The sequence below is a fragment of the Pseudomonas qingdaonensis genome (assembly GCF_018398475.1).
In the GTDB taxonomy this organism is placed as follows: Bacteria; Pseudomonadota; Gammaproteobacteria; order Pseudomonadales; family Pseudomonadaceae; genus Aquipseudomonas; species Aquipseudomonas palmensis.
In genome coordinates this window covers 4,745,419-4,771,761 of the sequence record NZ_CP074676.1, presented here as the reverse complement: position 1 = coordinate 4,771,761, position 26,343 = coordinate 4,745,419, and the positions used below count along the sequence as shown (strand labels likewise).

24 protein-coding genes and 1 pseudogene are annotated in these 26,343 nt (G+C 64.2%); 14 read left to right on the top strand and 11 right to left on the bottom strand.

Going from position 1 to position 26,343, the window contains the following annotated elements; all coding sequences use genetic code 11:
- Window positions 1-270 precede the first annotated feature (270 nt).
- Window positions 271-1,722 carry a pyruvate kinase gene (gene pyk, locus KH389_RS21725; RefSeq protein ID WP_043862122.1) on the bottom strand — a complete coding sequence of 484 codons (1,452 nt, stop codon included), beginning with the start codon at window positions 1,720-1,722 and terminating at the stop codon, window positions 271-273.
- Window positions 1,723-1,925: 203 nt separating this feature from the next.
- On the opposite strand from pyk, the gene KH389_RS21720 reads away from it, so the two are divergent.
- From KH389_RS21720 to sbcB, 3 genes are all read left to right on the top strand, one after another.
- Complete coding sequence (locus tag KH389_RS21720; RefSeq protein ID WP_043862123.1) at window positions 1,926-2,315, top strand: tetratricopeptide repeat protein; 390 nt, start codon at window positions 1,926-1,928, stop codon at window positions 2,313-2,315.
- A 157-nt stretch (window positions 2,316-2,472) separates the two neighbouring features.
- Window positions 2,473-2,832, top strand: coding sequence for a PilZ domain-containing protein (locus tag KH389_RS21715; RefSeq protein ID WP_043862124.1), 360 nt, complete (start codon window positions 2,473-2,475; stop codon window positions 2,830-2,832).
- A 38-nt stretch (window positions 2,833-2,870) separates the two neighbouring features.
- Window positions 2,871-4,304 carry an exodeoxyribonuclease I gene (gene sbcB / locus KH389_RS21710; protein ID WP_043862125.1) on the top strand — a complete coding sequence of 478 codons (1,434 nt, stop codon included), beginning with the start codon at window positions 2,871-2,873 and terminating at the stop codon, window positions 4,302-4,304.
- 72 nt (window positions 4,305-4,376) lie between these two features.
- Here sbcB and mvaT read toward each other — a convergent pair whose 3' ends face one another.
- On the bottom strand, window positions 4,377-4,754 hold the full coding sequence (gene mvaT, locus KH389_RS21705) for a histone-like nucleoid-structuring protein MvaT (RefSeq protein ID WP_043862126.1): 378 nt from the start codon (window positions 4,752-4,754) through the stop codon (window positions 4,377-4,379).
- 300 nt (window positions 4,755-5,054) lie between these two features.
- On the opposite strand from mvaT, the gene purU reads away from it, so the two are divergent.
- The gene (gene purU / locus KH389_RS21700) at window positions 5,055-5,903 is read left to right on the top strand and encodes a formyltetrahydrofolate deformylase (RefSeq protein ID WP_043862127.1); all 849 of its coding nucleotides are present in this window, start codon (window positions 5,055-5,057) and stop codon (window positions 5,901-5,903) included.
- Window positions 5,904-5,953: 50 nt separating this feature from the next.
- Here purU and KH389_RS21695 read toward each other — a convergent pair whose 3' ends face one another.
- From KH389_RS21695 to KH389_RS27875, 5 genes and pseudogenes are all read right to left on the bottom strand, one after another.
- Entirely contained in the window at window positions 5,954-6,946 is a 993-nt protein-coding gene (locus KH389_RS21695; protein ID WP_123752836.1) for a glucosaminyl phosphatidylglycerol flippase, read from the bottom strand.
- A complete protein-coding gene (locus KH389_RS21690; RefSeq protein WP_213606232.1) occupies window positions 6,943-7,704 on the bottom strand; it encodes an N-acetylglucosaminyl phosphatidylglycerol deacetylase in 762 nt (253 codons plus the stop codon). The genes KH389_RS21695 and KH389_RS21690 overlap by 4 nt, the downstream gene beginning before the upstream one ends.
- Complete coding sequence (locus tag KH389_RS21685) at window positions 7,697-8,821, bottom strand: N-acetylglucosaminyl phosphatidylglycerol synthase (protein ID WP_054914809.1); 1,125 nt, start codon at window positions 8,819-8,821, stop codon at window positions 7,697-7,699. The genes KH389_RS21690 and KH389_RS21685 overlap by 8 nt, the downstream gene beginning before the upstream one ends.
- A gap of 135 nt (window positions 8,822-8,956) precedes the next feature.
- Window positions 8,957-9,721: a methyl-accepting chemotaxis protein gene (locus tag KH389_RS27880; RefSeq protein ID WP_370409115.1), complete on the bottom strand. Its 765-nt coding sequence runs from the start codon at window positions 9,719-9,721 to the stop codon at window positions 8,957-8,959.
- A gap of 141 nt (window positions 9,722-9,862) precedes the next feature.
- Window positions 9,863-10,687, bottom strand: a pseudogene (locus KH389_RS27875) (PDC sensor domain-containing protein); the annotation flags it as partial.
- 313 nt (window positions 10,688-11,000) lie between these two features.
- Between KH389_RS27875 and KH389_RS21675 the strand changes: the two are divergent.
- Complete coding sequence (locus KH389_RS21675) at window positions 11,001-12,473, top strand: helicase HerA-like domain-containing protein (RefSeq protein ID WP_058540901.1); 1,473 nt, start codon at window positions 11,001-11,003, stop codon at window positions 12,471-12,473.
- Here KH389_RS21675 and KH389_RS21670 read toward each other — a convergent pair.
- The 3 genes from KH389_RS21670 to KH389_RS21660 all read right to left on the bottom strand — a co-directional run bounded on the left by KH389_RS21670 (window position 12,444) and on the right by KH389_RS21660 (window position 15,777).
- The gene (locus tag KH389_RS21670) at window positions 12,444-13,631 is read right to left on the bottom strand and encodes a Kelch repeat-containing protein (RefSeq protein ID WP_213606230.1); all 1,188 of its coding nucleotides are present in this window, start codon (window positions 13,629-13,631) and stop codon (window positions 12,444-12,446) included. The genes KH389_RS21675 and KH389_RS21670 overlap by 30 nt on opposite strands.
- Window positions 13,632-13,776: 145 nt before the next feature.
- Window positions 13,777-15,249, bottom strand: coding sequence for an inorganic phosphate transporter (locus KH389_RS21665; protein ID WP_043862134.1), 1,473 nt, complete (start codon window positions 15,247-15,249; stop codon window positions 13,777-13,779).
- Between the two features lie 327 nt (window positions 15,250-15,576).
- Window positions 15,577-15,777: a hypothetical protein gene (locus tag KH389_RS21660; protein ID WP_043860747.1), complete on the bottom strand. Its 201-nt coding sequence runs from the start codon at window positions 15,775-15,777 to the stop codon at window positions 15,577-15,579.
- Window positions 15,778-16,120: 343 nt separating this feature from the next.
- Here KH389_RS21660 and pcaR point away from each other — a divergent pair, with 343 nt between their 5' ends.
- From pcaR to pcaC, 9 genes are all read left to right on the top strand, one after another.
- Window positions 16,121-16,996, top strand: coding sequence for a pca regulon transcriptional regulator PcaR (gene pcaR, locus KH389_RS21655; protein ID WP_173925037.1), 876 nt, complete (start codon window positions 16,121-16,123; stop codon window positions 16,994-16,996).
- A 284-nt stretch (window positions 16,997-17,280) separates the two neighbouring features.
- Complete coding sequence (pcaK, locus tag KH389_RS21650; protein WP_043860748.1) at window positions 17,281-18,627, top strand: 4-hydroxybenzoate transporter PcaK; 1,347 nt, start codon at window positions 17,281-17,283, stop codon at window positions 18,625-18,627.
- 238 nt (window positions 18,628-18,865) lie between these two features.
- A complete protein-coding gene (locus KH389_RS21645; RefSeq protein ID WP_213606229.1) occupies window positions 18,866-19,726 on the top strand; it encodes a CoA transferase subunit A in 861 nt (286 codons plus the stop codon).
- Entirely contained in the window at window positions 19,723-20,502 is a 780-nt protein-coding gene (locus KH389_RS21640) for a CoA-transferase subunit beta (RefSeq protein WP_043860750.1), read from the top strand. The genes KH389_RS21645 and KH389_RS21640 overlap by 4 nt, the downstream gene beginning before the upstream one ends.
- On the top strand, window positions 20,499-21,704 hold the full coding sequence (gene pcaF / locus KH389_RS21635; RefSeq protein WP_173925075.1) for a 3-oxoadipyl-CoA thiolase: 1,206 nt from the start codon (window positions 20,499-20,501) through the stop codon (window positions 21,702-21,704). The genes KH389_RS21640 and pcaF overlap by 4 nt, the downstream gene beginning before the upstream one ends.
- A 120-nt stretch (window positions 21,705-21,824) precedes the next feature.
- Complete coding sequence (locus KH389_RS21630; RefSeq protein ID WP_054914806.1) at window positions 21,825-23,114, top strand: MFS family transporter; 1,290 nt, start codon at window positions 21,825-21,827, stop codon at window positions 23,112-23,114.
- Between the two features lie 12 nt (window positions 23,115-23,126).
- Window positions 23,127-24,491: a 3-carboxy-cis,cis-muconate cycloisomerase gene (locus KH389_RS21625; protein WP_043860753.1), complete on the top strand. Its 1,365-nt coding sequence runs from the start codon at window positions 23,127-23,129 to the stop codon at window positions 24,489-24,491.
- Window positions 24,492-24,502: 11 nt separating this feature from the next.
- Window positions 24,503-25,294: a 3-oxoadipate enol-lactonase gene (gene pcaD, locus KH389_RS21620; RefSeq protein ID WP_078479548.1), complete on the top strand. Its 792-nt coding sequence runs from the start codon at window positions 24,503-24,505 to the stop codon at window positions 25,292-25,294.
- A gap of 10 nt (window positions 25,295-25,304) precedes the next feature.
- The gene (pcaC, locus tag KH389_RS21615) at window positions 25,305-25,697 is read left to right on the top strand and encodes a 4-carboxymuconolactone decarboxylase (protein ID WP_043860755.1); all 393 of its coding nucleotides are present in this window, start codon (window positions 25,305-25,307) and stop codon (window positions 25,695-25,697) included.
- A gap of 85 nt (window positions 25,698-25,782) precedes the next feature.
- On the opposite strand, the gene KH389_RS21610 is transcribed toward pcaC, so the two are convergent.
- Entirely contained in the window at window positions 25,783-26,307 is a 525-nt protein-coding gene (locus KH389_RS21610; protein WP_196932600.1) for an Mpo1 family 2-hydroxy fatty acid dioxygenase, read from the bottom strand.
- Window positions 26,308-26,343: the final 36 nt, after the last annotated feature.

The window sequence follows — 26,343 nt, the reverse complement described above, 5'->3', positions numbered from 1 at the left end:
CGGAGCGGTTTTGCTTACTTTTTCCAAGAAAAAAGTAAGCCGCTGTAAGAGCGGAAGGGGCCCTCGGCGTCTGTATTCATGTTGGATATGCTCGCTGTCATTGGAACCACTGATCCAGAGTTGAGAGATTATCCAGCCTGGATGGCGACTCCACTCGGCCTTCTGAAGGGCCGGCAGATCAAAGCCAGCTCAAGATCACCGGCACTGGCGTATCGCACCCATAAAAAAGCCCCGCCATCAAGGCGGGGCTCTAGTGACAACCGGTCAGCTTCAGACCAACGGATCACCGACATGCAGAATCTTCATGCCATTGGTGCCACCGATGGTGTGGTAGCTGTCACCCTTGGTCAGGATGACCCAGTCACCTTGCTCGACCACGCCACGCTTGAGCAGCTCGTCCACCGCCGCCTGGCTGACTTGCTCCGGCGCCAGCGCCGCAGGGTCGAACGGTACGGTGTACACGCCACGGAACATCGCAACCCGCGCCTGGGTTTCGCGGTGCGGCGAGAAGGCGAAGATCGGGATCGACGAACGAATACGCGACATGATCAGCGGGGTGTAGCCACTCTCGGTCAAGGCAATGATCGCCTTCACACCCGGGAAGTGGTTGGCGGTGTACATGGCCGCCAGCGCGATGCTCTCGTCGCAACGGCTGAACTGCGTGCCCATGCGGTGGCTGGAGGTCTTGCTGGTAGGGTGCTTCTCGGCGCCCAGGCAGATCCGCGCCATGGCCTGTACCGCCTCGAGCGGGTAGGCACCGGCAGCACTCTCGGCCGACAGCATTACCGCGTCGGTGTAGTCGAGCACGGCGTTGGCCACGTCGGACACTTCGGCACGGGTCGGCATCGGGTTCTGGATCATCGACTCCATCATCTGGGTCGCGGTGATCACCGCCTTGTTGTGGCGGCGTGCATGCAGAATGATCTTCTTCTGGATGCCCACCAGCTCGGCGTCGCCGATTTCCACACCCAGGTCACCACGGGCCACCATCACTGCATCACTGGCGCGAATCAGGCCGTCGAGGGTCTCGTCGTCGGCCACGGCTTCGGCACGTTCGATCTTGGCCACCAGCCAGGCCGTACCACCGGACTCGTCACGCAGGCGGCGGGCGTATTCCATGTCGCTGGCATCACGCGGGAACGACACGGCCAGGTAGTCCAGGTCCATCTCGGCCGCCAGCTTGATGTCGGCCTTGTCTTTCTCGGTCAGGGCCGGGGCGGTCAGGCCGCCGCCGCGACGGTTGATGCCCTTGTGGTCCGACAGCGGGCCGCCGATCAGCACCACGCAGTGCAGGGCGTCGGCGCTGGCGGTTTCGACGCGCATGACCACGCGGCCGTCGTCGAGCAGCAGTTCGTCACCCACGCCGCAGTCCTTGACCAGGTCCGGGTAGTCGATGCCGACGATATCCTGGGTGCCTTCGGTGAGCGGGTGAGCCGTGGAGAAGGTGAAGCGGTCGCCGACCTTGAGTTCGATTCGCTTGTTGGCAAACTTGGCAATGCGGATCTTCGGCCCTTGCAGGTCGCCCAGCAGCGCGACGTGGCGGCCATGCTTGGCAGCGATGTCACGGATCATGCGGGCGCGAGCCTTGTGCTCGTCCGGGGTGCCGTGCGAGAAGTTCAAGCGAGCGACGTCCAGACCCGCAAGGATCAGTTGCTCGATAACTTCCGGCGAGTTGCTGGCGGGGCCAAGGGTGGCGACAATTTTGGTGCGGCGGATGGTCATGCACAGACTCCTGTAGTGAAGCGCAGCGAAAGGCTACTCCGGAAAATCGCTGTAGTCATTGTTCCTTTGCACTACCTTGGTGGGAGGAGGAGGGGCGGTTGAACGAGTGGCAAGCGGCAAGCGCAATGCAGTCCGCTTGCCGCTGTTCCTCCTATAGCTTTCAAGGAAAGCGCCGATACACTGCTCAGTAGAGGAGACCCCCCATGCGAGCCTTGATCGTTTTAGCCCTGGCGACCAGTGTCGTCGGTTGCACCCGCTGGTCGATGGACCATCACCTGAACAATGCCTACCGCGCCTATGATCGCGGCAACTGCGAGCAGGTCATGCTCGAGCTGTCGCAGGTCGACCGCACCAGCCGTGCGCGCCCGTTCATCCACCCCGAGGCGTCGATGCTGCGCGGTCAGTGCCTGGAGCGCCAGAAGCTCTATGTGGATGCGGCGCAGACCTACCAGTACATCATCACCCAGTACCCGCGCAACGAGTACGCCTACCGTGCCCGCGCCCGCCTGCAGACCCTCGAGCAGCTTGGCCACTATCGCCCCAATGGCGAGCCGGCCATCGCCCGTCCGGCCAGCAGCACCCCCTGGCGTTGATGGCCGCGCAACGACGTCGATACTGACGTTAATACTAAAGTGCGCGGGTCCGAATGTGACGGGGCAGTCAGGTTGCGCTAGGCTTGTGAGGTACATGCGGTACACCAGAACGATCCAGCGCGACCCTGCTCAAGGGTCTTCGACAGCGACTCCTATCATGTTTACCGAACGTCGAATCGAGCGTCACCTGCTCCCGTATTACCTCAAGGTCTTCAACCGGTTTACCGGGTTGCCCATCGGTTATCTGGGCAATGTGTCCGAAGACGGCCTGATGCTGATCAGCGACCTGCCACTGCTGGTGGGCCCCGATTTCGAACTGCAGCTCAAGGTGCCCGGGCGCGCCGGTGCGCTGCACGTGATCAACCTCACCGCCAGCTGCCTGTGGTGCCACGAAGACGAGAACCCGGGGCACTACGATTCCGGCTTCATGCTGCTGCAGGCTCCTCGCGAATACGACGAGCTGGTGTCGTCGCTGCGCAACTATTTCAGCTTCCACCCGTTGAGTGCGTCGGCCTGAGGTAGACTCCCGGCAGATTTTCTGTTCAGGACGACGCCGTGAGCTCCAGCATTTTCTGGCACGACTATGAAACCACCGGTATCAACCCGCGCAGCGACCGGCCCCTGCAGGTGGCAGGGGTGCGCACCGATCTGGACCTCAACGAGATCGAGCCGCCGGTCAACCTCTTCTGCCAACCCGCCGACGATATTCTGCCGCACCCTGCGGCGTGCCTGATAACCGGCATTACCCCGGCGCAGCTGGCCACCCAGGGCCTGTGCGAAGCCGAGTTCATGACCCGGGTGCACGCCGAGCTGGCGCGCCCGGGTACTTGCGGGGCTGGCTACAACTCGCTGCGTTTCGACGACGAAGTGACGCGTTACAGCCTGTATCGCAACTTTTTCGACCCCTATGCCCGCGAGTGGCAGGGCGGCAACAGCCGCTGGGACCTTATCGATGTGGTGCGCACTGCCTACGCCTTGCGCCCCGATGGCATCCAGTGGCCGCAGCGCGACGGCCAGGTGAGCCTGAAGCTGGAGCTGCTGACGGCGGCCAATGGCATCGATCACGGGCAGGCGCACGAGGCGCTTGCGGATGTGCGTGCCACGTTGGCAATGGCGCGCTTGATTCGCGAGAAGCAACCCAGGCTTTATGCATGGTTGTTCCAGTTGCGCAGCAAGCAGAAAGTCCTCGATCAAGTGCGTTTGTTGCAACCGCTTGTGCATATTTCCGGACGCTTTTCTGCGGCACGTAATTATCTTGGCGTGGTGCTGCCCCTGGCCTGGCATCCACGCAATCGCAATGCGCTGATTGTGTGCGACTTGCATCAGGATATCGCCCCATTGCTGACGGAAGATGCCGAAGTGTTGCGTCAGCGTCTGTACACCCGACGCGAGGAAATGTCCGAGGGACAATTGCCGGTACCGTTGAAATTAATTCAGATCAATCGCTGCCCGGTGGTCGCGCCCTTGAGTGTATTGCGCGGTGAAGATCAGCAACGCCTTGGCCTGGATATGACGTTGTATCAACAGCGTGCCGAGCAGTTGAGTGCCGCCCAGGCCGTGTGGCAGAACAAGTTGAGCGCTATTTATGACAGTCAGGAATTCGCCCCGAGCGAAGACCCCGAGCAACAGCTGTATGACGGATTTATCGGTGATCGCGACCGACGCCTGTGTGAACAAGTAAGAACCGTGGAGCCAGAGCAATTAGCCACGGGTCAGTGGATGTTCGACGATGCACGATTGCCGGAGTTGCTGTTTCGCTACCGTGCGCGCAATTTTCCGCAGACCTTGGATGCGCAGGAGCGCCAGCGTTGGCTCGGGTTCTGCCAGCAGCGCCTGAGCGACCCGGCAATGGGCGCTCCGAATACCCTTGAAGGCTTCGAGCAGGCATTGCAGAGCGCCTGGCTGGATGCCGATGCCACGCAGCGCGAGTTGCTGGCGCAATGGCGAGCCCATGCCATGAACTTGCGCGAACGGTTTGCCCTGCAGTAATTGCAGGCAATAAAAAACGCCAGCATGCTGGCGTTTTGGGCTGACCTGTAACCGGGTTACAGTGTCCAGCGATTAACCGAGCAGGGTCGCCCAGCCTTCTACTACGTCACCACCCCACTTGGCTTTCCACTCTTTGAGTGTCTTGTGGTTGCCACCTTTGGTTTCGATGACTTCGCCATTGTGCGGGTTCTTGTATTGCTTGACCTTGCGTGCACGCTTGGTGCCGGTGGTTTTAACCGGGCCGCGAGGGGCCTTGTTCAGTTTGGCCTCAGGGTCCAGCAGAGCAATAATGTCGCGCAGCGACTTGGAGTACTCGCCCATCAGCTCGCGCAGTTTGGCTTCAAACTCCAGCTCGGTTTTCAGCTTGTTGTCTTCGGACAGGTTCTTCAGGCGGGCTTGCAGTTCTTTGATGGCTTCTTCGGTAGCGCGGTATTCGTTGATCAGGGACATGAGGTATTCCTTGGAGGGAAGGGACGCAGGACAGCGGTGCAGCAATAATAGTCAGACACTTAATACAAGTAAACATTAAACCGCCGTCATTGCGGAATACCTTCATAATTGAAAGGGTATTGTGACGAGATACTCCCAATTATCCGCTTCAATTGTTAAATAACTTTAATGTGCCCTTGACGAGGTGCAAGCCCAGGCTGGCTGCGGTGTGAGGTTGTGATACACGGTATGCAATCACTACTGCAGTTTTTCCGGGCAGTCGTTAGAATACGCGCCTTTGCGAACTCTGGAGCCCCTCTCATGCGCACCTATCGGCTGGTGATCGCTTGCCCCGACCGTGTCGGCATCGTCGCCAAAGTCAGTAATTTTCTGGCGTCCCATAACGGCTGGATCACCGAAGCGAGCCATCATTCCGATGACCTGAGCGGCTGGTTCTTCATGCGTCACGAAATCCGTGCCGATACCCTGCCTTTCGGCATCGAGGCGCTGCGCGAAGCGTTCGCGCCGATTGCCGAAGAGTTTTCGATGGTGTGGCGCATTACCGACACCGACCAGAAGAAACGCGTGGTGCTGATGGCCAGCCGCGAGTCCCATTGCCTGGCCGACCTGCTGCACCGCTGGCACAGCAACGAGCTGGACTGCGATATCCCGTGCGTGATCTCCAACCACAACGACCTGCGTAGCATGGTCGAGTGGCACGGCATTCCGTTCTACCACGTACCGGTCGACCCGCAGAACAAGCAGCCGGCATTTGCCGAGGTGTCGCGCCTGGTCAAGGAGCATGCCGCCGACGTGGTGGTGCTGGCGCGCTACATGCAGATCCTGCCGCCACAGCTGTGCCAGGAATACGCCCAGCAGGTGATCAACATTCACCACAGCTTCCTGCCGTCGTTCGTGGGGGCCAAGCCGTATCACCAGGCGTCGATGCGTGGCGTGAAGCTGATCGGCGCCACCTGCCACTACGTGACCGAAGAGCTGGATGCCGGCCCGATCATCGAGCAGGACGTGGTGCGTGTGAGCCACAGCGACAGCATCGAGGACATGGTGCGTTTCGGTCGCGACGTCGAGAAGATGGTGCTGGCCCGCGGCCTGCGCTATCACCTGGAAGACCGCGTGCTGGTGCACGGCAACAAGACGGTGGTGTTCTAGGACCGCACCGGCCTTTCGCCAGCGTTGCTGGCGAAGGGCACAACGCGTGTCTACCGCCGTGCCAGGCGCAACCGCTCCAGCAGCGGCTTGCCCAGCAGGCAGACGAACACCGGGCCGCCCACCACCAGATAGAAGTAGTACGTCACCACCCGCCATATCAGAATCGCCGCTGCCGCGGTCGACTTGCCCACCATGGGCGTCAGCAGCGTCGCCGAGGTCAACTCCGCCGCGCCAGCCCCGCCGGGCAACAGGCTGAACTGGCCGGCACTCAGGGCGAGCATCTGCACCAGAAAGCTCGACACCCACTGCAGGTCTGTCCCCAGCCCGCGCAACACCAGGTACAGCACGCTGTAGCGCAGCGCCCAGTGCAGGCAGGTGAGCCCGAACACCAGCGCCAGTACCCGCTTGGGCAGGCGCCAGGTGGCGGCAAACGCGCGAAAGAAGTGCAGCACCTTGCGCGCCCAGCGTCGGCACGTGGCGTCACGTACCTTCAACCGCCGCAGCAGCCGGCCCATCGCACGCATCAACCCGCGGCGCCAGCGCAGTATCGCTAGCCCCGCCAGCAGGCCGGCGAACATCATCAGCGCACTGGCCAGCAGCATGCCCTGCATGCTTGCGCTGAAGCGGTGGAACAGCATGTAGATGACAATCCCAAACATCGCGCACAGGAAGAACACCAGGTCATTGAGCTGGTCCATGGCGAACACCGCGCTGCTCTGGGCCGGGCGCACCCGGTGCCTGGCCAGCAGGGCCACCAGCGCCAGTGGCCCGCCGCTGCCGCCGGGGGTGGAGCAGATGGCGAACTCGGTGGCCATGATCACCCCCAGGCTGCGCACCCGCCCCAGCGCCGCCCCCTGGGTGCCGAGCAGCAGACGCAGGCGCAGGGCGTTGATACACCAGCACAGCACGATCATGCCGAACAACCCCATCAGCAGCGCCAGCGGGAACCGCTGCAGGCGCGGCAGCAGGTCGCTGCCGCCCAGCAGCGTCGGTACCAGCAGCGCCAGCAGCAGGGCCAGCGTGAGCCAGCCCAGGCGAGTCATGGGCCGGGCCTGCTGGCCAGCCAGGCCATCTTGGTCATGGGGGTTCGGCCCTGCTGCAGCAGTTGCTGCAGGGTGTCGAGCCAGTAGCGGCGCGAATAGGCATGGCGCATGTCCACCGGGTGCAGCCCGAGGCGGATCGTGGCCGCCTGCTGCAGGCGTGCCCGGCGCGCCTCGCTGAGCACTTTCGACAGCCCGCGGCGCCAGGCACTGCGGGCGCTCCACACCAGCCCCGGGGCGTCGATGCGGCTGAAGTCGGGCAGGCGGAACAGGTGCTGCGGGTCGCTGGTGTAGTGCAGCGGGGTTTCGCGCAGGGCCTGGCGAGTGCCTTCGCTCATCAGCCAGGCCGGGGCAACGAAGCCGGTCAGCGGCCAATCGCAGGCCTGGAACAGCTCGATCCCGGCATTCAGGCGATGCAGCGCCTGGGCCTGGCCCAGGGCGTAGAACTCACCCTCCCAGGTATAGATGCGGCGCATGAAGTACTCGCGCGGCGAACGTGGCGGCGGGCCGTCGTCGGCATGGTAGTAGCCATGCAGGGCCAGTTCGTCGCCCCGGCTCAGTCGCCGCTCCAGCACCTGGCGAAAGGCCGGGGCCTGCTGCACAGGGTTGCGCCGGTGGAAGTCGGGTACCACCAGCAGGGTCATGGGGATGTCGCCCAGGGCGTCGACGGCTTCGACGAAGGGCTGGTAGTCGGGCCAGGTTTCCGGGGCCACGTCGTGCAGCACCAGCAGCACGCTGGGGTGCTGGTTCTGTTCAGGCATGGGCGCGCACCGGTTGCTCGTGATGGCCCAGCACGGCCCGATAGTGTTCGAGCAGGCCGCCGACCACCGTGTCCCAGGCGTAGTGCTGTTCGGCATGCCGGCGTGCCTGCTGCCCCAGTTGCGGTGCACCGGCCTCGAACAGCTCGCGCACGGCGGCGGCCATCGCCTGGCCGTCGTTGGGCGTGCACAGCCGGCCGTAGCCCGGTTCGACGATTTCGGTAAAGGCCCCGGCCGCTACCGCCACCACCGGGATGCCGCTGGCCATGGCCTCGAGTATCACCAGCCCGAAGGTCTCCTGGTCGCCGGCGTGCAGCAGCGCATCGGCACTGGCCAACAGGCGGGCGACCTGGGTGGCCGGGCAGAAGTGGTTGATGATGGTGACGTTGGCCGGCACGTTGCTGGGCATGTGCGAACCCACCAGCAGCAGGTGATAGTGCTTGCCCAGGCGTTTCATGCAGTCCAGCAGCACGGGCAGGTTCTTCTCCCGGGAGCCGCGCCCGGCGAACACCAGCAGGCGCGTGGTGTCGGCCAGCCCCAGTTCGGCGCGCAGGCCGGGGTCGCGATGATCGGGGTGGAAGGTCTGCAGGTCCACCCCGAGGCGCTGTACATGCACATTGCCGATGCCCAGCCCGCGCAGCTTGTCAGCCATCACCTGGCTGGGCGCCAGCACCCGGTCGAAGTTGCCGTACAGCTTGCTGACATAGGCTTCGACATTGGGCGTGAACCAGTGGCCCATGCGGTTGCCGACCAGCAGCGGCAGGTCGGAATGATAGAACCCGATCACCGGCACATCGAGCTGGCGCCGTGCATCGAGCGCGGCCCAGGCGGTGAGGTAGGGGTCGCCCACTTCGATCAGGTCCGGTTGCAGGTCATGCAGCACGTTGCGCCAGGGCGCCAGACGCAGCGGGAAGCGGTAGCCGTTGCCGAAGGGCAGGGCGGGGGCAGGCACCTGATAGATGCCATTGGCATGGCTGGCGCTGGCGCCGGGGATCAGCAGGCTGTGGCGAACGCCGGGGTTCAGGCCCAGGCGGCGGTGTTTGGCATCAAGATAGGTACGCACACCGCCACTGGCGGGGGCGTAGAACATGGTGATGTCAGCGATGTGCACGATCAGCATCCCTCCGAGACCGTCTTCAGGTTGTCATCGCGCATGGATATGCGGTGGATGACGCGCCCTAGGGTGGACCTCAGTGAAGGATAGTTTGTTCGATCATGTTGCGCGCCCGGCGAGCAAGCCGCCGGGCGCGCGCGGTCAGATGCGGAAGGTACCGACCAGGTGCTTGAGACGGCCGGCCTGCTGTTCCAGGTCGGAACAGGCACGCAGGGTGGCCTGCAGGTTCTCCACGCCTTCCTGGTTGAGCATGTTGATTTCGTTGATGTCCATGTTGATCGACTCGACCACCGAGGTCTGCTCTTCGGTGGCGGTGGCCACCGACTGGTTCATGCCGTCGATCTCGCCGATACGCAGGGTGACGCTGCCCAGGCGTTCGCCGGCCTGGTTGGCGATCGAGACGCTGTCCTGGCTGTGGCGCTGGCTCTGGCTCATGGTGTCGACCGACTCGCGGGCGCCGACCTGCAGCTCTTCGATCATGCTCTGCACCTGTTGTGCCGACTCCTGGGTACGGTGGGCCAGGTTGCGCACTTCATCGGCCACCACGGCAAACCCGCGCCCGGCTTCACCGGCACGGGCCGCCTCGATGGCCGCGTTGAGGGCCAGCAGGTTGGTCTGTTGCGAGATGCTGGTGATCACTTCGAGAATCTGACCGATGTTCACGGTCTTGCTGTTGAGCGTCTCGATGTGCGAGCTGGAGGTGGAGATAAGGTCCGACAGACGGTTCATCGCCTGGATGCTGCGGTCTACCACCTGCTGGCCCTCTTCGGCCAGGTGGCGTGCAGAGCTGGCCTGCTGCGAGGCTTGCGCGGCGTTATGGGCGATTTCCTGGGCAGCGGCGCCCAGCTCGTTGATGGCGGCGGCCACGCTGTTGGTGCGGTTGGCCTGCTCGTCGGAGTTGACCATCGAGGAGTTGGAGGCGCTGACCACGCGCAGTGCCACTTCGTTGACCTGCTGGGTGGCCGAGGACACTTCGCGGATCGAGCTGTGGATACGCTCGACGAAGTGGTTGAAGGCGCGGCCCAGTGTGCCGAACTCGTCGTTGCTGTGGATGCTCAGACGCTTGGTCAGGTCGCCTTCGCCCTGGGCGATGTCTTCCATGGCGCGGGTCATGATGTGCAGCGGTTGCAGCAGCACGCGGATGAGCATGCCGAGCAGGGCGATGATGATGGCCACCGCAATCACGGTGACGATCACCGCCGAGGTGCGGAACTTGCTCAGCATCGCGTAGGCTTTTTCTTTATCGATCGAGAGACCGATGTGCCAGTTGGCCGATGGCAGGCCTTTGACCGGTGCGAAACTGAGGATACGGGTCTGGCCGTTGTTCTCGACCTCGGTCAGTTCCTTGGTCAGGCGCGGGGTGTTGTTCGGGTACAGGTCCGACAGCGACTTCATCACCAGGTCCTTGTCCGGGTGCACCAGGATCTTGCCTTGGTCGTTCACCAGAAACGCGTAACCCATGCCGCCGAAATTCAGGGAGTTGATGATCTTGACCAGGGCGTCCAGCTCCATGTCGCCACCGACCACGCCCAGTTCGCGCGACACTGTGGCGTTCATGCCGATCACCATCTTGCCGGTACTGATGTCCAGGTAGGGTTCGGTCAGGGTCGGGCCGTTGGCCGCCATGCTGTCCTTGTACCAGTCGCGGATGCGCGGATCGTAGCCGTCAGGCATCTGGATCACCGGGCGTACGGTGAAGCCGCCGTCGGTCTTGCCCATGTACACCGTGATGAAGCTCGACGCCAGCACCTTCTGGTCCAGCAGCGAATCGAGGTTGCCGGGAGCTGCCGCGATGTTCTGTGCCAGGTTCTCTACCAGCAGCAGGCGTCCTTCGAAGAGGTTCTTGATGTTGGTCGAGGCGGCATCGCCCATTTCGCCGACATAGTTTTCCAGATCTTCGTGAATCGCATTACGCTGCAGGTAATCGTTGTAGAGAGTAAAGAGGGTGAAGGCCACAAGGACGATCAGGGAAGCAGCCAGCAAGATCTTATGGCTGAAACGGAAGCTTTTATTCATGGCGTATTGGGTCCGCTAAGGTCTTTATATCCGGGTCATTCGCACAAAGGCATCTTGAAAGCAGTGCAGTTCCCATGTCCTTGTCGGGCTTTTCCTGACTTTCTGGGTGAAACATCAACACTTGGTATCGGCCGAGTACTACTAAAGCTTGAACAGAGGGTGAAAAAACATGCCTGACTCTTCGCAGTTCATTCTCGGTGCGGACCTGGCGGGGCAGCCGGTGTGCCAGGCCATGCGCCTGGCCAACCGTCACGGACTGGTTGCCGGGGCCACCGGCACCGGCAAGACCGTGACCTTGCAGCACCTGGCCGAGGCCTTCAGCGATGCCGGCGTGGCGGTGTTCGCTGCCGACGTCAAAGGCGACCTGTGCGGCCTGGGTGCGGTGGGCAGCCCGCAGGGCAAGGTGGCCGAGCGGATTGCCGGCATGCCCTGGCTCGAGCATCGGCCGCAGGCGTATCCGGTGACCCTGTGGGATGTGCACGGCAAGTCCGGGCACCCGTTGCGCACGACCTTGAGCGAAATGGGCCCGTTGCTGCTGGGCAACCTGCTCGAACTCAACGACAGCCAGCAGGCGGCGCTGTATGCGGCGTTCAAGGTGGCCGATCGCGAGGGCCTGTTGCTGCTGGACATCAAGGACCTCAAGGCGCTGCTCGGCCACCTCAAGGACAACCCGCAGGTGCTCGGCGAAGACAGTGCGCTGATGACCAGCGGTTCCAGCCAGGCCCTGTTGCGGCGCCTGGCGACCCTGGAGCAGCAAGGGGCCGAGGCTCTGTTCGGTGAGCCGGCGTTGCAGTTGCCAGACCTGCTGCAGCCTGCTGCCGACGGGCGCGGGCGCATCCACCTGCTCGATGCCAGCCGCCTGGTGCACGAGGCGCCGAAGGTGTATGCGACCTTCCTGCTGTGGTTGCTGGCGGAGCTGTTCGAGCAGTTGCCCGAGCGTGGCGATGCGGACAAGCCTCTGCTGGCGCTGTTTTTCGATGAGGCTCACCTGTTGTTCAGCGGCACGCCCAAGGCCTTGCAGGATCGTCTGGAACAGGTGGTGCGGTTGATTCGTTCCAAGGGGGTGGGGGTGTATTTCGTGACTCAGTCGCCGGGCGACCTGCCGGACGATGTGCTCGCCCAGCTCGGCCTGCGCATCCAGCATGGCTTGCGTGCGTTCACGGCCAAGGAGCAGAAGTCGCTGCGGGCGGTGGCCGATGGGTTTCGGCCGAACCCGGCGTTCGACACCCTGGCGGTGCTGACCGAGCTTGGCATTGGCGAGGCGTTGGTGGGCACCCTGCAGGACAAGGGCACGCCGGGCATGGTCGAGCGGGTACTGATCGCGCCGCCGCAATCGCGCATCGGGCCGTTGAGCGAGGCCGAGCGGGCGGCGCTGATTGCGGCGTCGCCGTTGCAGGGGCGCTATGACAAGCCGATCGATCGGGAGTCGGCGTACGAGATATTGATGGCGCGCAAGGGGCAGGTGCCATCGGCGCAGCAGGCGCCGGCCGAGGAAAGCCTGGCCGACAAGGCCGGGGAGTTCTTGCAGAGCGCGGCGGGGCAGGCGATCAAATCGGCGGTGCGCCAGGCGGCCAATCAGTTCGGACGGCAACTGGTGCGGGGCTTGATGGGCTCACTGCTGGGGGGCAGCAAGCGCCGCTGACAAGGCGTCGAGGCAGTGGAGTTGCCGGTTCGCCGGCAAGTTCTCAAGCGGGCCCGAAGGCATCGAGCCGGTGCCCTGCGCAGGCTCGGCAGGTTGTGCCAAGGGGCCGCAGCAGTGCTCGCAGCTTCGTGTATAGGCCGTGTCGGGTGTGAGCAGTTGGCCTGCGCACAGCAGCACGCCCTGATCGCCGGGCAGCAGCGTGGCGCTGTGGGAGAAACGCGGTTCGTTCAGCTCGCTGCCCAGCACCCATGCATCCTTGCGTGGGTCGTACAGCTCGGTGCTGGGGCGGTAGGGCAGTCTGGTATGGCCGGCCAGCAGCAGCCGACCATCGGGCAGCAGCGTGGCGGTGTGCCCCTGGTGTCCACGCTGCATGGGCGGACCACTTCGCCAGGTATCGGCTAGCGGATCGTACAGAAACGATTCCAGTGCACTTTCACCAAACGGAATGCAGGTGCCGCCCGCCACCATCACCTGGCCATTGTTCAGCAGCGTGGCCGTATGCTGCATGCGGGGGGCAGGCAGTGGCGTGGTCGGCTCGAACCGCCCGGTCTGCGGGTCGAAGAGTTCGCAGTGGGCCAGTGCCTGGTCGGGGGCATAGCCGCCGATAATCAGCACCTTGCCGGAGTCGAGCAACGTGGCGCTGTGGGTCATGCGTGCCTGACTGCGCTCACCGAGCTGATGCCACTCGTCGCTGGCGACGTCGTACAGCTCGACGATGTCGAGCACTTTACCGGTGTCGCCCTTGAGGTGGTTGCCGCCGATGACAAGCACCTTGTTCGTGCCGCCCCACAGTGACGTAGCGGTGTGGCTGAAGCGGGCAACCTGGAGGCTGCACAGCGTTGTCCAGCATGAGCGGATGGTGTCGAAACGCTCGACGTGGTCGCTGGCTTCTCCGGTTTGCGAGCCGCCCACCAGCAGAAAGGACCCGTCGTCCAGAATGACCGTGAGTTGCGAGAATGCCGCCTTCTGCTTGGGGGGTTGTTGCTTCCATTCGCGCTGGTCAAGGCTGAAGCGCTCCACGCTGTCGGTGGCAAGCCCGCCATTGGTGATGCCGCCGGCAACCAGCACATCGCCATTGGGCAAACGCATGGCGCTGTGCAGGGCCCGGGCGATGTGCATGGCGCCAGCGCAAGCGTGGATAGGGTCGTCCTTCGACATGTGCATTCTCCTTGTCGGCGTGAAAAGGAGGGTGCGCTGCAGGTGGCCCATCGTCTACTGGCATAAATGACAGTGCGTTTGCGCAGGGCCATGAAAAAAGGGCCAGCCAACTGAATGGCTGACCCTTCTGCGGTACTGCGTTATTTCAACCGATGGCTTTGGACGCCAACCAGAACAACCCCGCCGACAAGGCGATGGTCGCTGGCAGGGTCAGCACCCAGGCCAGCAGAATGGTGCGCACGGTGCCGCCTTGCAGGCCGCTCTTGTTCGCCACCATGGTCCCGGCCACACCCGACGACAGCACGTGGGTGGTCGACACCGGCAGGCTGAAGATGTTGGCCGCGCCAATCGCGCAGGCTGCGGTGATCTGCGCCGACATGCCCTGGGCATAGGTCATGCCCTGCTTGCCGATCTTTTCGCCAATGGTCAGTACCACACGCTTCCAGCCCACCATGGTCCCCAGGCCCAGGGCCAGGGCCACCGCCAGGATCACCCAGAACGGCGCGTACTCGGTGGTCGCGGTCAGGTCACGACGCAGTTTGTCCAGGTCGGCCTTTTCACGTGCTTCCAGGCCTGGCAACTTGCTGACCTTTTTCGCCGTGTCATCCAGGCACAGCAGGTAACGCCGCACTTCCACGCGCTTCTCGGCAGTCAGCGAATGGTAGTCCGCCACGCCGTTGAGCGACTGCTGCAGCGCGGTGATGGTCGGCTCGGTCTGTTGCGGATTGCAGCTGAACTGCTCCGGCAGGTCACCGGCCTTGGCCTTGCCCAGTGCCAGGAATTCGCCCAGGGTTTCGCTGTTGCGCTGGTAGAACTGGCTCAGGTGCAGGGTCGCGTCACGGGTACGTTCGATCTGGTAGGTAGTGCTGTTCAGGTCCAGCACGAACTGCGCCGGTACGATGCCGATCAGCACCAGCATGATCAGGCCGATACCTTTCTGACCATCGTTGGAACCGTGTACGAAGCTGACGGCCATGGCCGAAATGACCAGTACCAGGCGGTTCCAGAACGGCGGGTGCTTCTTGTCATCGAGCTTGCGGCGCTGTTCAGGCGTTTTGTGCATCTTCGACAGCGGGCGCCACCACTTCAGGCCGATCAGCACCAGCGCGGCCACGGCAAAGCCGGCCATGGGCGAGAGCACCAGCGACATGCCGATGTCGATTGCCTTCTGCCAGTTGACCCCGTCACCCAGTGGAATGTCGTTGAGCAGCGCGTTGGCCAGGCCCACGCCCAGGATCGAGCCGATCAGGGTGTGCGAGCTGGACGCCGGGATGCCGAAGTACCAGGTACCCAGGTTCCACGCGATGGCCGCGGCCAGCAGCGAGAAGACCATGGCCAGGCCATGCCCGGTGTTCACATTGATCAGCAGCTCCACCGGCAGCAGGTGCACGATGGCATACGCCACCCCGACTCCGCCCAGCAGGACGCCAAGGAAATTGAACACGCCGGAAAAGAACACGGCCAGGTGCGGCGGCATGGCTTTGGTATAGATGACAGTCGCTACCGCATTGGCGGTGTCATGAAAGCCATTGATGAACTCGAAGGCGAGCACGAAGGTCAAGGCGAGCAACAGGCTCACCAGTACCCAGGCATCAAGTCCGCTGAATAAATCGATCATGAAGGAATTCTGACCCGGTCATAAGGGGGCGCGATTATGCCAGAAATCCTGGGTAATCGATGCACTAGGTGCTGACCGGTCGGGGCGCTTTTGCGGGGGGGCAGGGCACTGCAGGAGGGGAGGGTAATCGAGAAAGATCGGCAAAAATCAGAAAAAATAACGCGAACGGTCAAGAAAAAACCGATGTTTTCCACGGCTGAATAATTCAAACGACCGTATTAAATTTGTGAGATTACGTAACGGTTTCATCTTCGACGCCGCAAGGGTCGCCCAAGGCACCGTCTTCGTGCCGGTGCCGTGCCCAGGGGCGGGCGCTTTGTCTGAGGGTCAGGGCTCCTGTGGGCTGAGCTCCTTTTCGATCTTTTGCAGTTCCACGGCAAATGCCTGGTCCAGCAGGCTGGCACGTTTGCGCCAGGGTTTGCGTTCGGGGTCTGGTTGGGCGGCGTATGTGGTGACTTCTCCGCCATAAACGTCCTTGTAACGTTGTTCCTGGCGCTCGAGTTCAGCGCGCAGTTCATCTTTCGTCACAGTGTTTCCTGAAGTTGGAGTTGATGCCGATTTCAACACAAGCACGTTTAACCCGACGACAGCGGCGCAGGCCATTGTGTCGAGCGTCTATATAAGACGAGGGTGATTGCAGTTGAATGGCTGTTTTACACCTTCTGTCGGGGCCTGTCAGCCCGGCAGAAGCAAAAACGGCCTTGCTGGTGGGCAAGGCCGTGCCTGGGACTTCTACGGTGGGTACCTGACCAGTCTCTCCAAGAAGCCACATGTGGCAGGCGAAAGGTATAAGCAATTGTAGGCATCGGTCAATTGCGATTATCGGCCGATGGTTCGATAATCGCCCAAGTGAAGTTTGCCGAGGTGAGTCATGAGTGAAGAAACAGGGGGCAAGGGCCCAGGCCTGAACGACAACGTGCGCAGCTCTTTCGCTTCGTTGGCGCCGCCCATCGTGGCCTCGCCGGCCAAGCGCATCCAGGCGTTCACCGGCGACCCGGATTTCATGACGTCGCTGGCGCGGGGCCTGGCGGTGGTGCAGGCGTTCCAGGAGCGCAAGCGGCACCTGACCATCGCCCAGATCAGCCACCGCACCGAGATCCCGCGCGCGGCGGTTCGCCGTTGCCTGCACACGCTGATCAAGCTCGGCTATGCCACCACCGACGGGCGCACCTATTCATTGCTGCCCAAGGTGCTGACCCTGGGTCATGCCTACCTGTCCTCGACGCCATTGGCGGTATCGGCGCAGCCGTACCTGGACCGCATGAGCGACCAGTTGCACGAGGCCTGCAACATGGCCACCCTCGAAGGTGACGACATTCTCTACATCGCCCGCTCGGCGACGGTGCAGCGCCTTATTTCGGTGGACCTGTCGGTGGGCGGGCGCCTGCCGGCCTATTGCACCTCGATGGGGCGCATCCTGCTGGCGGCGCTGGACGACGCCACCCTGCACGAATACCTGGAGCACGCCGACCTGCAGGCCAAGACAAGCCGTACCGTGCACGACCCGGCAGCCTTGCTGGAAATCCTCCAGCAGGTGCGCGAGCAGGGCTGGTGCGTGGTCGACCAGGAGCTGGAGCAGGGCCTGCGTTCGATCGCGGTGCCGGTGTACGACGCCTCCGGCCAGGTGCTGGCGGCGCTGAACATCAGCACCCACGCCGGGCGGGTGAGTCGCAGCGAGCTGGAGCAGAAGTTCCTGCCGATCATGGTGGCGGCCAGCCGCGACCTGAGTACCCAGCTGTTCAGTTGAATGCGTCGAGCGGTTCCTGTTCGATAAACGCACAGTCTTGCGTTTATCGAATTGCGCCGCGTCGCGCGCCTTATTAATGTCCCTCGCATCAAGTGGCCCCTGACGGCCTCCAATAATAATGAGCGAGAGAACACCCCATGACCTGCACCCTGTCCTGCTTCAGCCTGTACCTGCCCGCCTGCCGGCTGCACGGTAACTGACCCTTTCCAAAAGACCCGTACCCGACCGTCTGTGCCGTTCACGCGCGCACCCGCACACTCGCGCGCATCTTCTGGATAAAAACAATGAATAGTCCCCAAGCTGCTGTTGGAAACTGCCTGGATGTGCAGTCGTTCATCAATGCCCAGCCGTTGTCGCGTTACCAATGGCGGGTGGTCATCCTGTGCTTTCTGATCGTGTTCCTCGACGGCCTGGACACCGCCGCAATGGGCTTCATTGCCCCGGCACTGTCCCAGGACTGGGGCATCGACCGCGCCAGCCTGGGCCCGGTGATGAGCGCCGCGCTGATCGGCATGGTGTTCGGTGCGCTGGGCTCGGGGCCGCTGGCCGACCGTTTCGGGCGCAAGGTGGTGCTGGTGGGCGCGGTGTTGCTGTTCGGCGCGTTCAGCCTGGCCTCGGCCTATGCCACCAACGTCGACCAGTTGCTGGTGCTGCGCTTTCTGACCGGCCTGGGCCTGGGCGCCGGCATGCCGAACGCCACCACGCTGCTGTCCGAATACACCCCCGAGCGGCACAAGTCGTTGCTGGTCACCAGCATGTTCTGCGGCTTCAACCTGGGCATGGCCGGTGGCGGGTTCATTTCCGCCAAGCTGATCCCGATGTTCGGCTGGCACAGCCTGCTGCTGATCGGCGGCATCCTGCCGCTGCTGTTGGTGGTGGTGCTGATGGTGTGGTTGCCGGAGTCGGCGCGTTACCTGGTGGTGCGCAACAAGGGCACCGACCGGGTACGCCGCACATTGGCGCCGATCGAGCCGGGCATCGTCAACCAGGCTGCGAGCTTCAGCGTGCCGGAACAGAAGACGGTCAAGGCGCGCAACGTGTTCGCGGTGATCTTCTCGGGCACCTACAGCGTCGGCACGCTGCTGTTGTGGCTGACCTATTTCATGGGCCTGGTGATCGTCTACCTGCTGACCAGCTGGCTGCCCACGCTGATGCGTGACAGCGGCGCGAGCATGGAGCAGGCGGCGTTCATCGGTGCGCTGTTCCAGTTCGGCGGCGTGCTCAGCGCGGTGGCGGTAGGCTGGGCGATGGACCGCTACAACCCGCACAAGGTTATCGGCACCTTCTACCTGCTGGCCGGGGTGTTCGCCTACGCGGTGGGCCAGAGCCTGGGCAACATCACGCTGCTGGCGACCCTGGTGCTGATTGCCGGCATGTGCGTGAACGGGGCGCAGTCGGCGATGCCGTCGCTGGCGGCGCGCTTCTACCCCACCCAGGGCCGTGCCACCGGCGTGTCGTGGATGCTGGGCATCGGCCGGTTTGGCGCGATTCTCGGGGCCTGGATGGGCGCCACGTTGCTGGGCCTGGGCTGGAACTTCGAACAGGTGCTGACGGCCCTGGTGATCCCGGCCGCGATCGCGACGGTGGCGGTGGTGATCAAGGGTGTGGTGAGCCACGCTGACGCGACCTGACCGGCTGGCAGTAGCGCCCCTATCGCGGGTCAAGCCCGCTCCCACATGGATCTCCACCGTACCTGTGGGAGCGGGCTTGACCCGCGATGGTTTGTGGATCCTTAGCACAACAACAATACGTTCGATAATCGAACGCTATGGCGATTATCGGATTGTACGGCCCAATGCGCCGCCTTAATCTGAGCTCATGCCGGTGCCGCCCAGAGGCACCTCTGAAACCGCTCTCCAGGAGTCTGCAATGGCTGAAATCCTCTCGCTCCACGACGCCGTGAAGCAGTTCGTCAACGACGGCGACAGCGTCGCCCTTGAAGGCTTCACGCATTTGATCCCGACCGCCGCCGGGCACGAAATCATTCGTCAGGGCAAGAAGGATCTGACCCTGGTGCGCATGACCCCAGACCTGATCTACGACCAGCTGATCGGCGCCGGCTGCGCCCGCAAGCTGATCTTCTCGTGGGGCGGCAACCCGGGTGTCGGGTCGCTGCACCGCCTGCGTGACGCGGTCGAGAAGCAGTGGCCGCACGCCATGGAAATCGAAGAACACAGCCACGCCGACCTCGCCAACGCCTACGTTGCCGGTGCCTCGGGCCTGCCGTTCGCGGTGCTGCGCGCCTACGCCGGCTCCGACCTGCCCAAGGTCAACCCGCTGATCAAGAGCGTGACCTGCCCGTTCACCGGTGAGGTGCTGGCCGCCGTGCCGTCGGTTCGCCCGGATGTCACCGTGATCCACGCGCATAAGGCCGACCGCAAGGGCAACGTGCTGCTGTGGGGCATCCTGGGTGTGCAGAAGGAGGCCGCCCTGGCCGCCAAGCGCTGCATCGTCACCGTGGAAGAGATCGTCGACGACCTCAACGCGCCAATGAATGCCTGCGTGCTGCCCACCTGGGCACTGTCGGCAGTGTGCCTGGTACCGGGCGGGGCGCACCCGTCCTACGCGCACGGCTACTCCGAGCGTGACAACCGCTTCTACCAGGCCTGGGACCCGATTGCCCGCAGCCGTGAGACCTTCACCGCCTGGATCGACGAATACATTCGCGGCACCGCCGACTTCCCTGCCTTCAAGGCAAAACTGGCCAGCGCTTCGGAGGCTGCACAATGAGCTACTCCACCAATGAAATGATGACCGTTGCCGCTGCCCGCCGCCTGCGCAACGGCGCTGTGTGCTTCGTCGGCATCGGCCTGCCGTCCAAGGCCGCCAACCTGGCACGCCTGACCTCTTCGCCCGACGTGGTGCTGATCTACGAATCGGGCCCTATCGGCGCCAAGCCAACGGTACTACCGCTGTCCATCGGTGACGGCGAGTTGGCCGAAACCGCCGATACCGTGGTGCCCACCGGCGAGATCTTCCGCTACTGGCTGCAGGGCGGGCGCATCGACGTGGGCTTTCTGGGCGCCGCCCAGGTCGACCGTTTCGGCAACATCAACACCACCGTGGTCGGCGACTACCACCAGCCCAAGGTACGCCTGCCGGGTGCCGGTGGCGCACCGGAAATCGCCGGCTCCGCCAAGACCGTGCTGATCATCCTCAAGCAGTCCTCGCGCGCCTTCGTCGACAAGCTCGACTTCATCACCTCGGTCGGCCACGGCGAAGGCGGTGACTCGCGCAAACGCCTGGGCCTGCCCGGTGCCGGCCCGGTGGGCATCATCACCGACCTGTGCATCATGGAACCTGAAGCCGGCAGCAACGAATTCGTGGTCACCTCGATTCACCCGGGTGTGACCCGCGAGCAGATCGTCGCCGCCACCGGCTGGGCGATCCGCTTTGCCGACAGCGTCGAAACCACCGTGGCGCCGAGCGAAGTCGAGCTGACTGCGCTGCGCGACCTCGAAGCGCGCACGGCGGCCGCCCACGGCCAAGCGCCGGGAGAAGCCTGATGCGTGACGTATTCATCTGCGACGCGATTCGCACCCCCATCGGCCGCTTCGGCGGCGCCCTGGCCGGCGTGCGCGCCGACGACCTGGCGGCGGTACCGCTCAAGGCCCTGATCGAGCGCAACCCCACCGTGCAATGGGACCAGCTCGACGAAGTGTTCTTCGGCTGCGCCAACCAGGCCGGTGAAGACAACCGCAACGTAGCGCGCATGGCCCTGCTGCTGGCCGGGCTGCCCGACAGCGTGCCGGGTGTGACCCTCAACCGCCTGTGCGCCTCGGGCATGGACGCCATCGGCACGGCGTTTCGCGCCATTGCCAGCGGCGAGATGGAGCTGGCGATTGCCGGCGGCGTCGAGTCGATGTCCCGTGCACCGTTCGTGATGGGCAAGGCCGAAAGCGCCTACTCGCGCAACATGAAGCTGGAAGACACCACCATCGGCTGGCGCTTCATCAACCCGCTGATGAAGGCCCAGTACGGCGTGGACGCGATGCCGCAGACCGCCGACAACGTGGCCGACGACTATCAGGTATCGCGCGCCGACCAGGATGCCTTCGCCCTGCGCAGCCAGCAGCGCACCGCCAAGGCCCAGGCCGCCGGCTACTTCGCCGAAGAGATCGTGCCGGTGCGCATCGCGCACAAGAAGGGCGAGACCGTGGTCGAGCACGACGAACACCCGCGCGCCGACACCACCCTCGAAGCCCTGGCCAGGCTCAAGCCGGTCAACGGCGCGGACAAGACGGTCACCGCCGGCAACGCCTCGGGCGTCAACGACGGCGCCGCGGCGCTGATACTGGCGTCGGCCGAGGCGGTGCAAAAGCATGGCCTGACCCCGCGCGCGCGCGTGCTCGGCATGGCCAGTGCCGGCGTTGCCCCCCGGGTAATGGGCATCGGCCCGGTGCCGGCGGTGCGCAAGCTGATCGAGCGCCTGGGCGTGGCGGTCACCGATTTCGACGTGATCGAGCTCAACGAAGCGTTCGCCAGCCAAGGCCTGGCCGTGCTGCGCGAACTCGGCATTGCCGACGACGCGCCGCAGGTCAACCCCAACGGCGGCGCCATTGCCCTGGGTCACCCGTTGGGCATGAGCGGCGCACGCCTGGTGCTGACAGCGCTGCACCAGCTGGAGAAATCCGGCGGGCGCAAAGGCCTGGCGACCATGTGCGTGGGTGTCGGGCAGGGCCTGGCCCTGGCCATCGAGCGCGTGTAAATCAATGACCTCGCTGCTGCGACCTCCACGCAAGGTCGGGGCAGCGGGGTGATTGTTCTGTGGAACGTGAGTGTTACCGAGTGTGTCTAGACTTCAGACATCCTCCCAGAGTGAATTGCCATGACTTCAATCCATTACACCGGCGAAGAACGCAGCAAACGCATTTTCGCCATCGTCGGTGCCTCCTCGGGCAACCTCGTGGAATGGTTCGACTTCTACGTCTATGCCTTCTGCGCGATCTACTTTGCCCCGGCTTTCTTCCCCTCCGACGACCCGACGGTGCAGCTGCTCAACACCGCCGGCGTGTTCGCCGCCGGGTTCCTGATGCGGCCCATCGGCGGCTGGCTGTTCGGCCGTGTGGCCGACCGCCACGGGCGCAAGAATTCGATGATGATCTCGGTGCTGATGATGTGCGCCGGCTCGCTGGTGATCGCCTGCCTGCCGACCTACGCCAGCATCGGTGCCTGGGCACCGGCGCTGCTGTTGCTGGCGCGGCTGTTCCAGGGCCTGTCGGTGGGCGGCGAATACGGCACCACCGCCACCTACATGAGCGAGGTGGCCCTGCGCGGTCAGCGCGGTTTCTTTGCTTCGTTCCAGTACGTGACCCTGATCGGCGGCCAACTGCTGGCGGTGCTGGTGGTGGTGATCCTGCAGCAACTGCTCACCGAAGATGAGCTGCGCGCCTGGGGCTGGCGCATCCCGTTCGTGGTGGGTGCCATCGCGGCGGTGATCTCGCTGTTCCTGCGTCGCTCGCTGGAAGAGACCAGCAGCGCCGAAACCCGCAACGACAAGGATGCCGGCAGCCTCGGCGGCCTGTTCCGCAACCACAAGGCGGCGTTCATCACCGTGCTTGGCTACACCGCCGGCGGCTCGCTGATCTTCTACACCTTCACCACCTACATGCAGAAGTACCTGGTGAACACTGCAGGCATGAGCGCCAAGACCGCCAGCTTCATCATGACCGGCGCACTGTTCCTGTACATGTGCATGCAGCCGCTGTTCGGCATGCTCTCGGACCGCATCGGCCGGCGCACCTCGATGCTCTGGTTCGGCGCCCTGGGCACCCTGTGCACGGTGCCGATCCTGCTTACCCTGAAAACCGTCACCAGCCCGTTCCTGGCCTTTGTGCTGATCACCCTGGCGCTGGCCATCGTGAGCTTCTACACCTCGATCAGCGGGCTGGTCAAAGCCGAGATGTTCCCGCCGCAGGTACGTGCGCTGGGCGTGGGCCTGGCCTACGCGGTGGCCAACGCGATCTTCGGCGGCTCGGCCGAATATGTGGCACTGGGGCTCAAGTCGCTGAACATGGAAAACGCCTTTTACTGGTACGTTACGGTGATGATGGCGATTGCCTTCCTGTTCAGCCTGCGCCTGCCCAAGCAGGCGGCGTACCTGCACCACGATCATTGAGAAGGACCACCGATGAACCAACGTCCGGGCAATCAGCTGTTCGATGCCTACTTCACCGCGCCGGCCATGCGCGCCGTGTTTTCCGACCGTGGCCGAGTGCAGGGCATGCTCGATTTCGAAGCCGCGCTGGCCCGCGCCGAGGCGGCGGTGGGGCTGATCCCGCAGGTGGCGGTGGCACCGATCGAAGCGGCCTGCCAGGCCGAGCGCTATGACTTCGCGGCCCTGGCCGAGGCCATCGCGGTGGCCGGCAACTCGGCCATCCCGCTGGTCAAGGCGCTGGGCAAGGTGATTGCCAGCGGCGTGCCCGAAGCCGAGCGCTTCGTGCACCTGGGCGCTACCAGCCAGGATGCGATGGACACCGGGCTGGTGCTGCAATTGCGCGATGCCCTGGGCCTGATCGAAGCCGACCTGGCGCGCCTGGCCGACAGCCTGGCGCACCAGGCGCTGCAGCATGCCGACACGCCGCTGGCCGGGCGCACCTGGCTGCAACATGCAACGCCCGTGACCCTGGGCATGAAGATCGCCGGCTGGCTCGGTGCACTCACCCGTCACCGTCAGCGCCTGCAGGAGCTCAAGCCGCGCCTGCTGAGCCTGCAGTTCGGCGGCGCCTCCGGCACCCTGGCGGCGCTGGGCAACAAGGCATTGCCGGTGGCCGAGGCGCTGGCCGGGCAGCTCAGGCTGAGCCTGCCCGAGCAGCCCTGGCATACCCAGCGTGACCGCCTGGTGGAGTTCGCCTCGGTGCTGGGCATGATCGCCGGCAGCCTGGGCAAGCTGGGACGCGATGTGAGCCTGCTGATGCAGACCGAGGCGGCGGAGGTGTTCGAGCCTGCTGCGCCGGGCAAGGGCGGCTCGTCGACCATGCCGCACAAGCGCAACCCGGTGGGCGCGGCGGTGCTGATCGGCGCCGCTACCCGTGTACCGGGGCTGGTGTCCACGCTGTTCGCGGCCATGCCCCAGGAGCACGAGCGCAGCCTGGGCCTGTGGCATGCCGAATGGGAAACCCTGCCCGAGATCTGCTGCCTGGTGTCCGGCGCCCTGCGCCAGGCCCAGGTGATTGCCGAGGGCCTGGAGGTGGATGCTGCGCGCATGCGCCGCAACCTCGACCTGACCCAGGGCCTGGTGCTGGCCGAGGCGGTCAGCATCGTGCTGGCCCAGCGACTGGGCCGGGACACCGCACACCACCTGCTGGAAACCTGCTGCAAGCGTGCGGTGGCCGAACAGCGTCAGCTGCGCGACGTGCTGGGCGACGATCCGCAGGTGACTGCCGAGCTGTCGGCGGACGAACTCGACCGCCTGCTCGACCCTGCTCATTACCTGGGCCAGGCCCGCGTGTGGGTGGCGCGGGCGGTGGCTGAACACCAACAATTCAAGCGTTGAAGGAGGCCGTTGTGGCTAGCGTACAACTCGCTGATGGCGTACTGAACTACCGGCTCGACGGGCCCGAGGGCGCACCGGTGCTGGTGCTGTCCAACTCGCTGGGCACCGACCACACCATGTGGGACCCGCAACTGCCGGCATTTGCCGCGCATTTTCGGGTACTGCGCTACGACACCCGCGGGCATGGCCAGTCGCTGGTGACCGAGGGGCCGTACAGCATCGAGCAACTGGGGCGTGACGTGCTGGCACTGCTGGACGCGCTGAAGATCGAGCGGGCGCATTTCTGCGGCCTGTCCATGGGCGGGCTGATCGGGCAGTGGCTGGGCATCCATGCCGGCGAGCGCCTGAACCGCCTGATCGTGTGCAACACCGCAGCCAAGATCGGCAACGACGAGGTGTGGAACCCGCGCATCGACATGGTGCTGCGCGACCGCGAGGCGGCGATGGTGGGGCTGCGCGACGCCTCCATCGAGCGCTGGTTCACCAAGGCCTATGCGCAGGCCAACCCGGACCAGGCCAAGCGCATCACCGACATGCTGGCGGGTACTTCGCCCGATGGCTATGCGGCCAACTGCGGCGCGGTGCGCGATGCGGACTTCCGGGGCCAGCTGGGTGAGATCAAGGTGCCGCTGCTGGTGATTTCCGGCAGTGCCGATGCGGTCACGCCGCCGGCTGGCGGGCGCTTCATCCAGGAACATGTGGTGGGTGCCGAGTATGCCGAGTTCCAGGCGGCGCACCTGTCCAACGTTGAAGTCGGCGCGCCGTTCAGCCGCCGCGTGATCGATTTTCTGCTGGCCCGCTGAGGAGTAGGTTGTGGACGAAAAAGAACGTTACGAGGCCGGCATGCAGGTGCGGCGTGCGGTACTGGGCGATGCCCATGTGGACCGCAGCCTGAGCAACCTCACCGAGTTCAACGGCGAGTTCCAGGAAATGATCACCCGGCACGCGTGGGGCGATATCTGGACGCGGCCGGGGTTGCCACGCCATACCCGCAGCCTGATCACCATCGCGATGCTGATCGGCATGAACCGCAATGAAGAGCTGAAGCTGCACTTGCGGGCGGCGGCGAACAACGGCGTGACCCGCGAAGAGATCAAGGAAGTGCTGATGCAGAGCGCGATCTATTGCGGGATCCCGGCGGCCAATGCCACGTTCCACCTGGCGGAGTCGGTGTGGGATGAACTGGGCGTCGAATCCCGCGCCTGATCTTCAGGGCCTCTTCGCCAGCAAGGCTGGCTCCTACAGTGTGTGCGTGTCGTTGTAGGAGCCGGCCTTGCCGGCGAACGGGCCTTCAGATCGCCGCCTTTTTCGAGCGACTACCCACCGGCCCCGCATTCGCCTCGATCGACCGCTTCAACTCCCCGCGCAACCCCAGCACAAACGCCATCTCCGCCACCACGAACAACGGCCCCACGATCAGGCCGCTGATGTCGTCCACAAACGCCGGCTTGCGCCCCTCGTAATAGTGGCCGACGAACTGGATCACCCAGCCCACCACGAACAGCCCCAGCCCCGCACCCAGCCACACCAGCGTGCTCTGAACCGCCAGTACCTGCCCGGCCCACAGGCACAAGCCCAGCAACACGCTCATCAGCAACCCGAAGCGGGTGTCCAGGCGCAGGTAGAACCACGCCGACCACAGCGCCACCAGCAATGCAGGCGACAGCCACACCCCGCCCAATGCCATGCCCGGACGCGACAGCAGCACCGTGACCGCCACCACGATCAGCGGGATACCCACGAAGTGCGTGGCGATGTTGCGTGGGTCGCGGTGGTAGGCCGCGTATTGACTCAGGTGCTCGACGAGGCTTTTCATTGTTGTTCCTCCTGTAGGATTGCCCGAGCTTGCCCT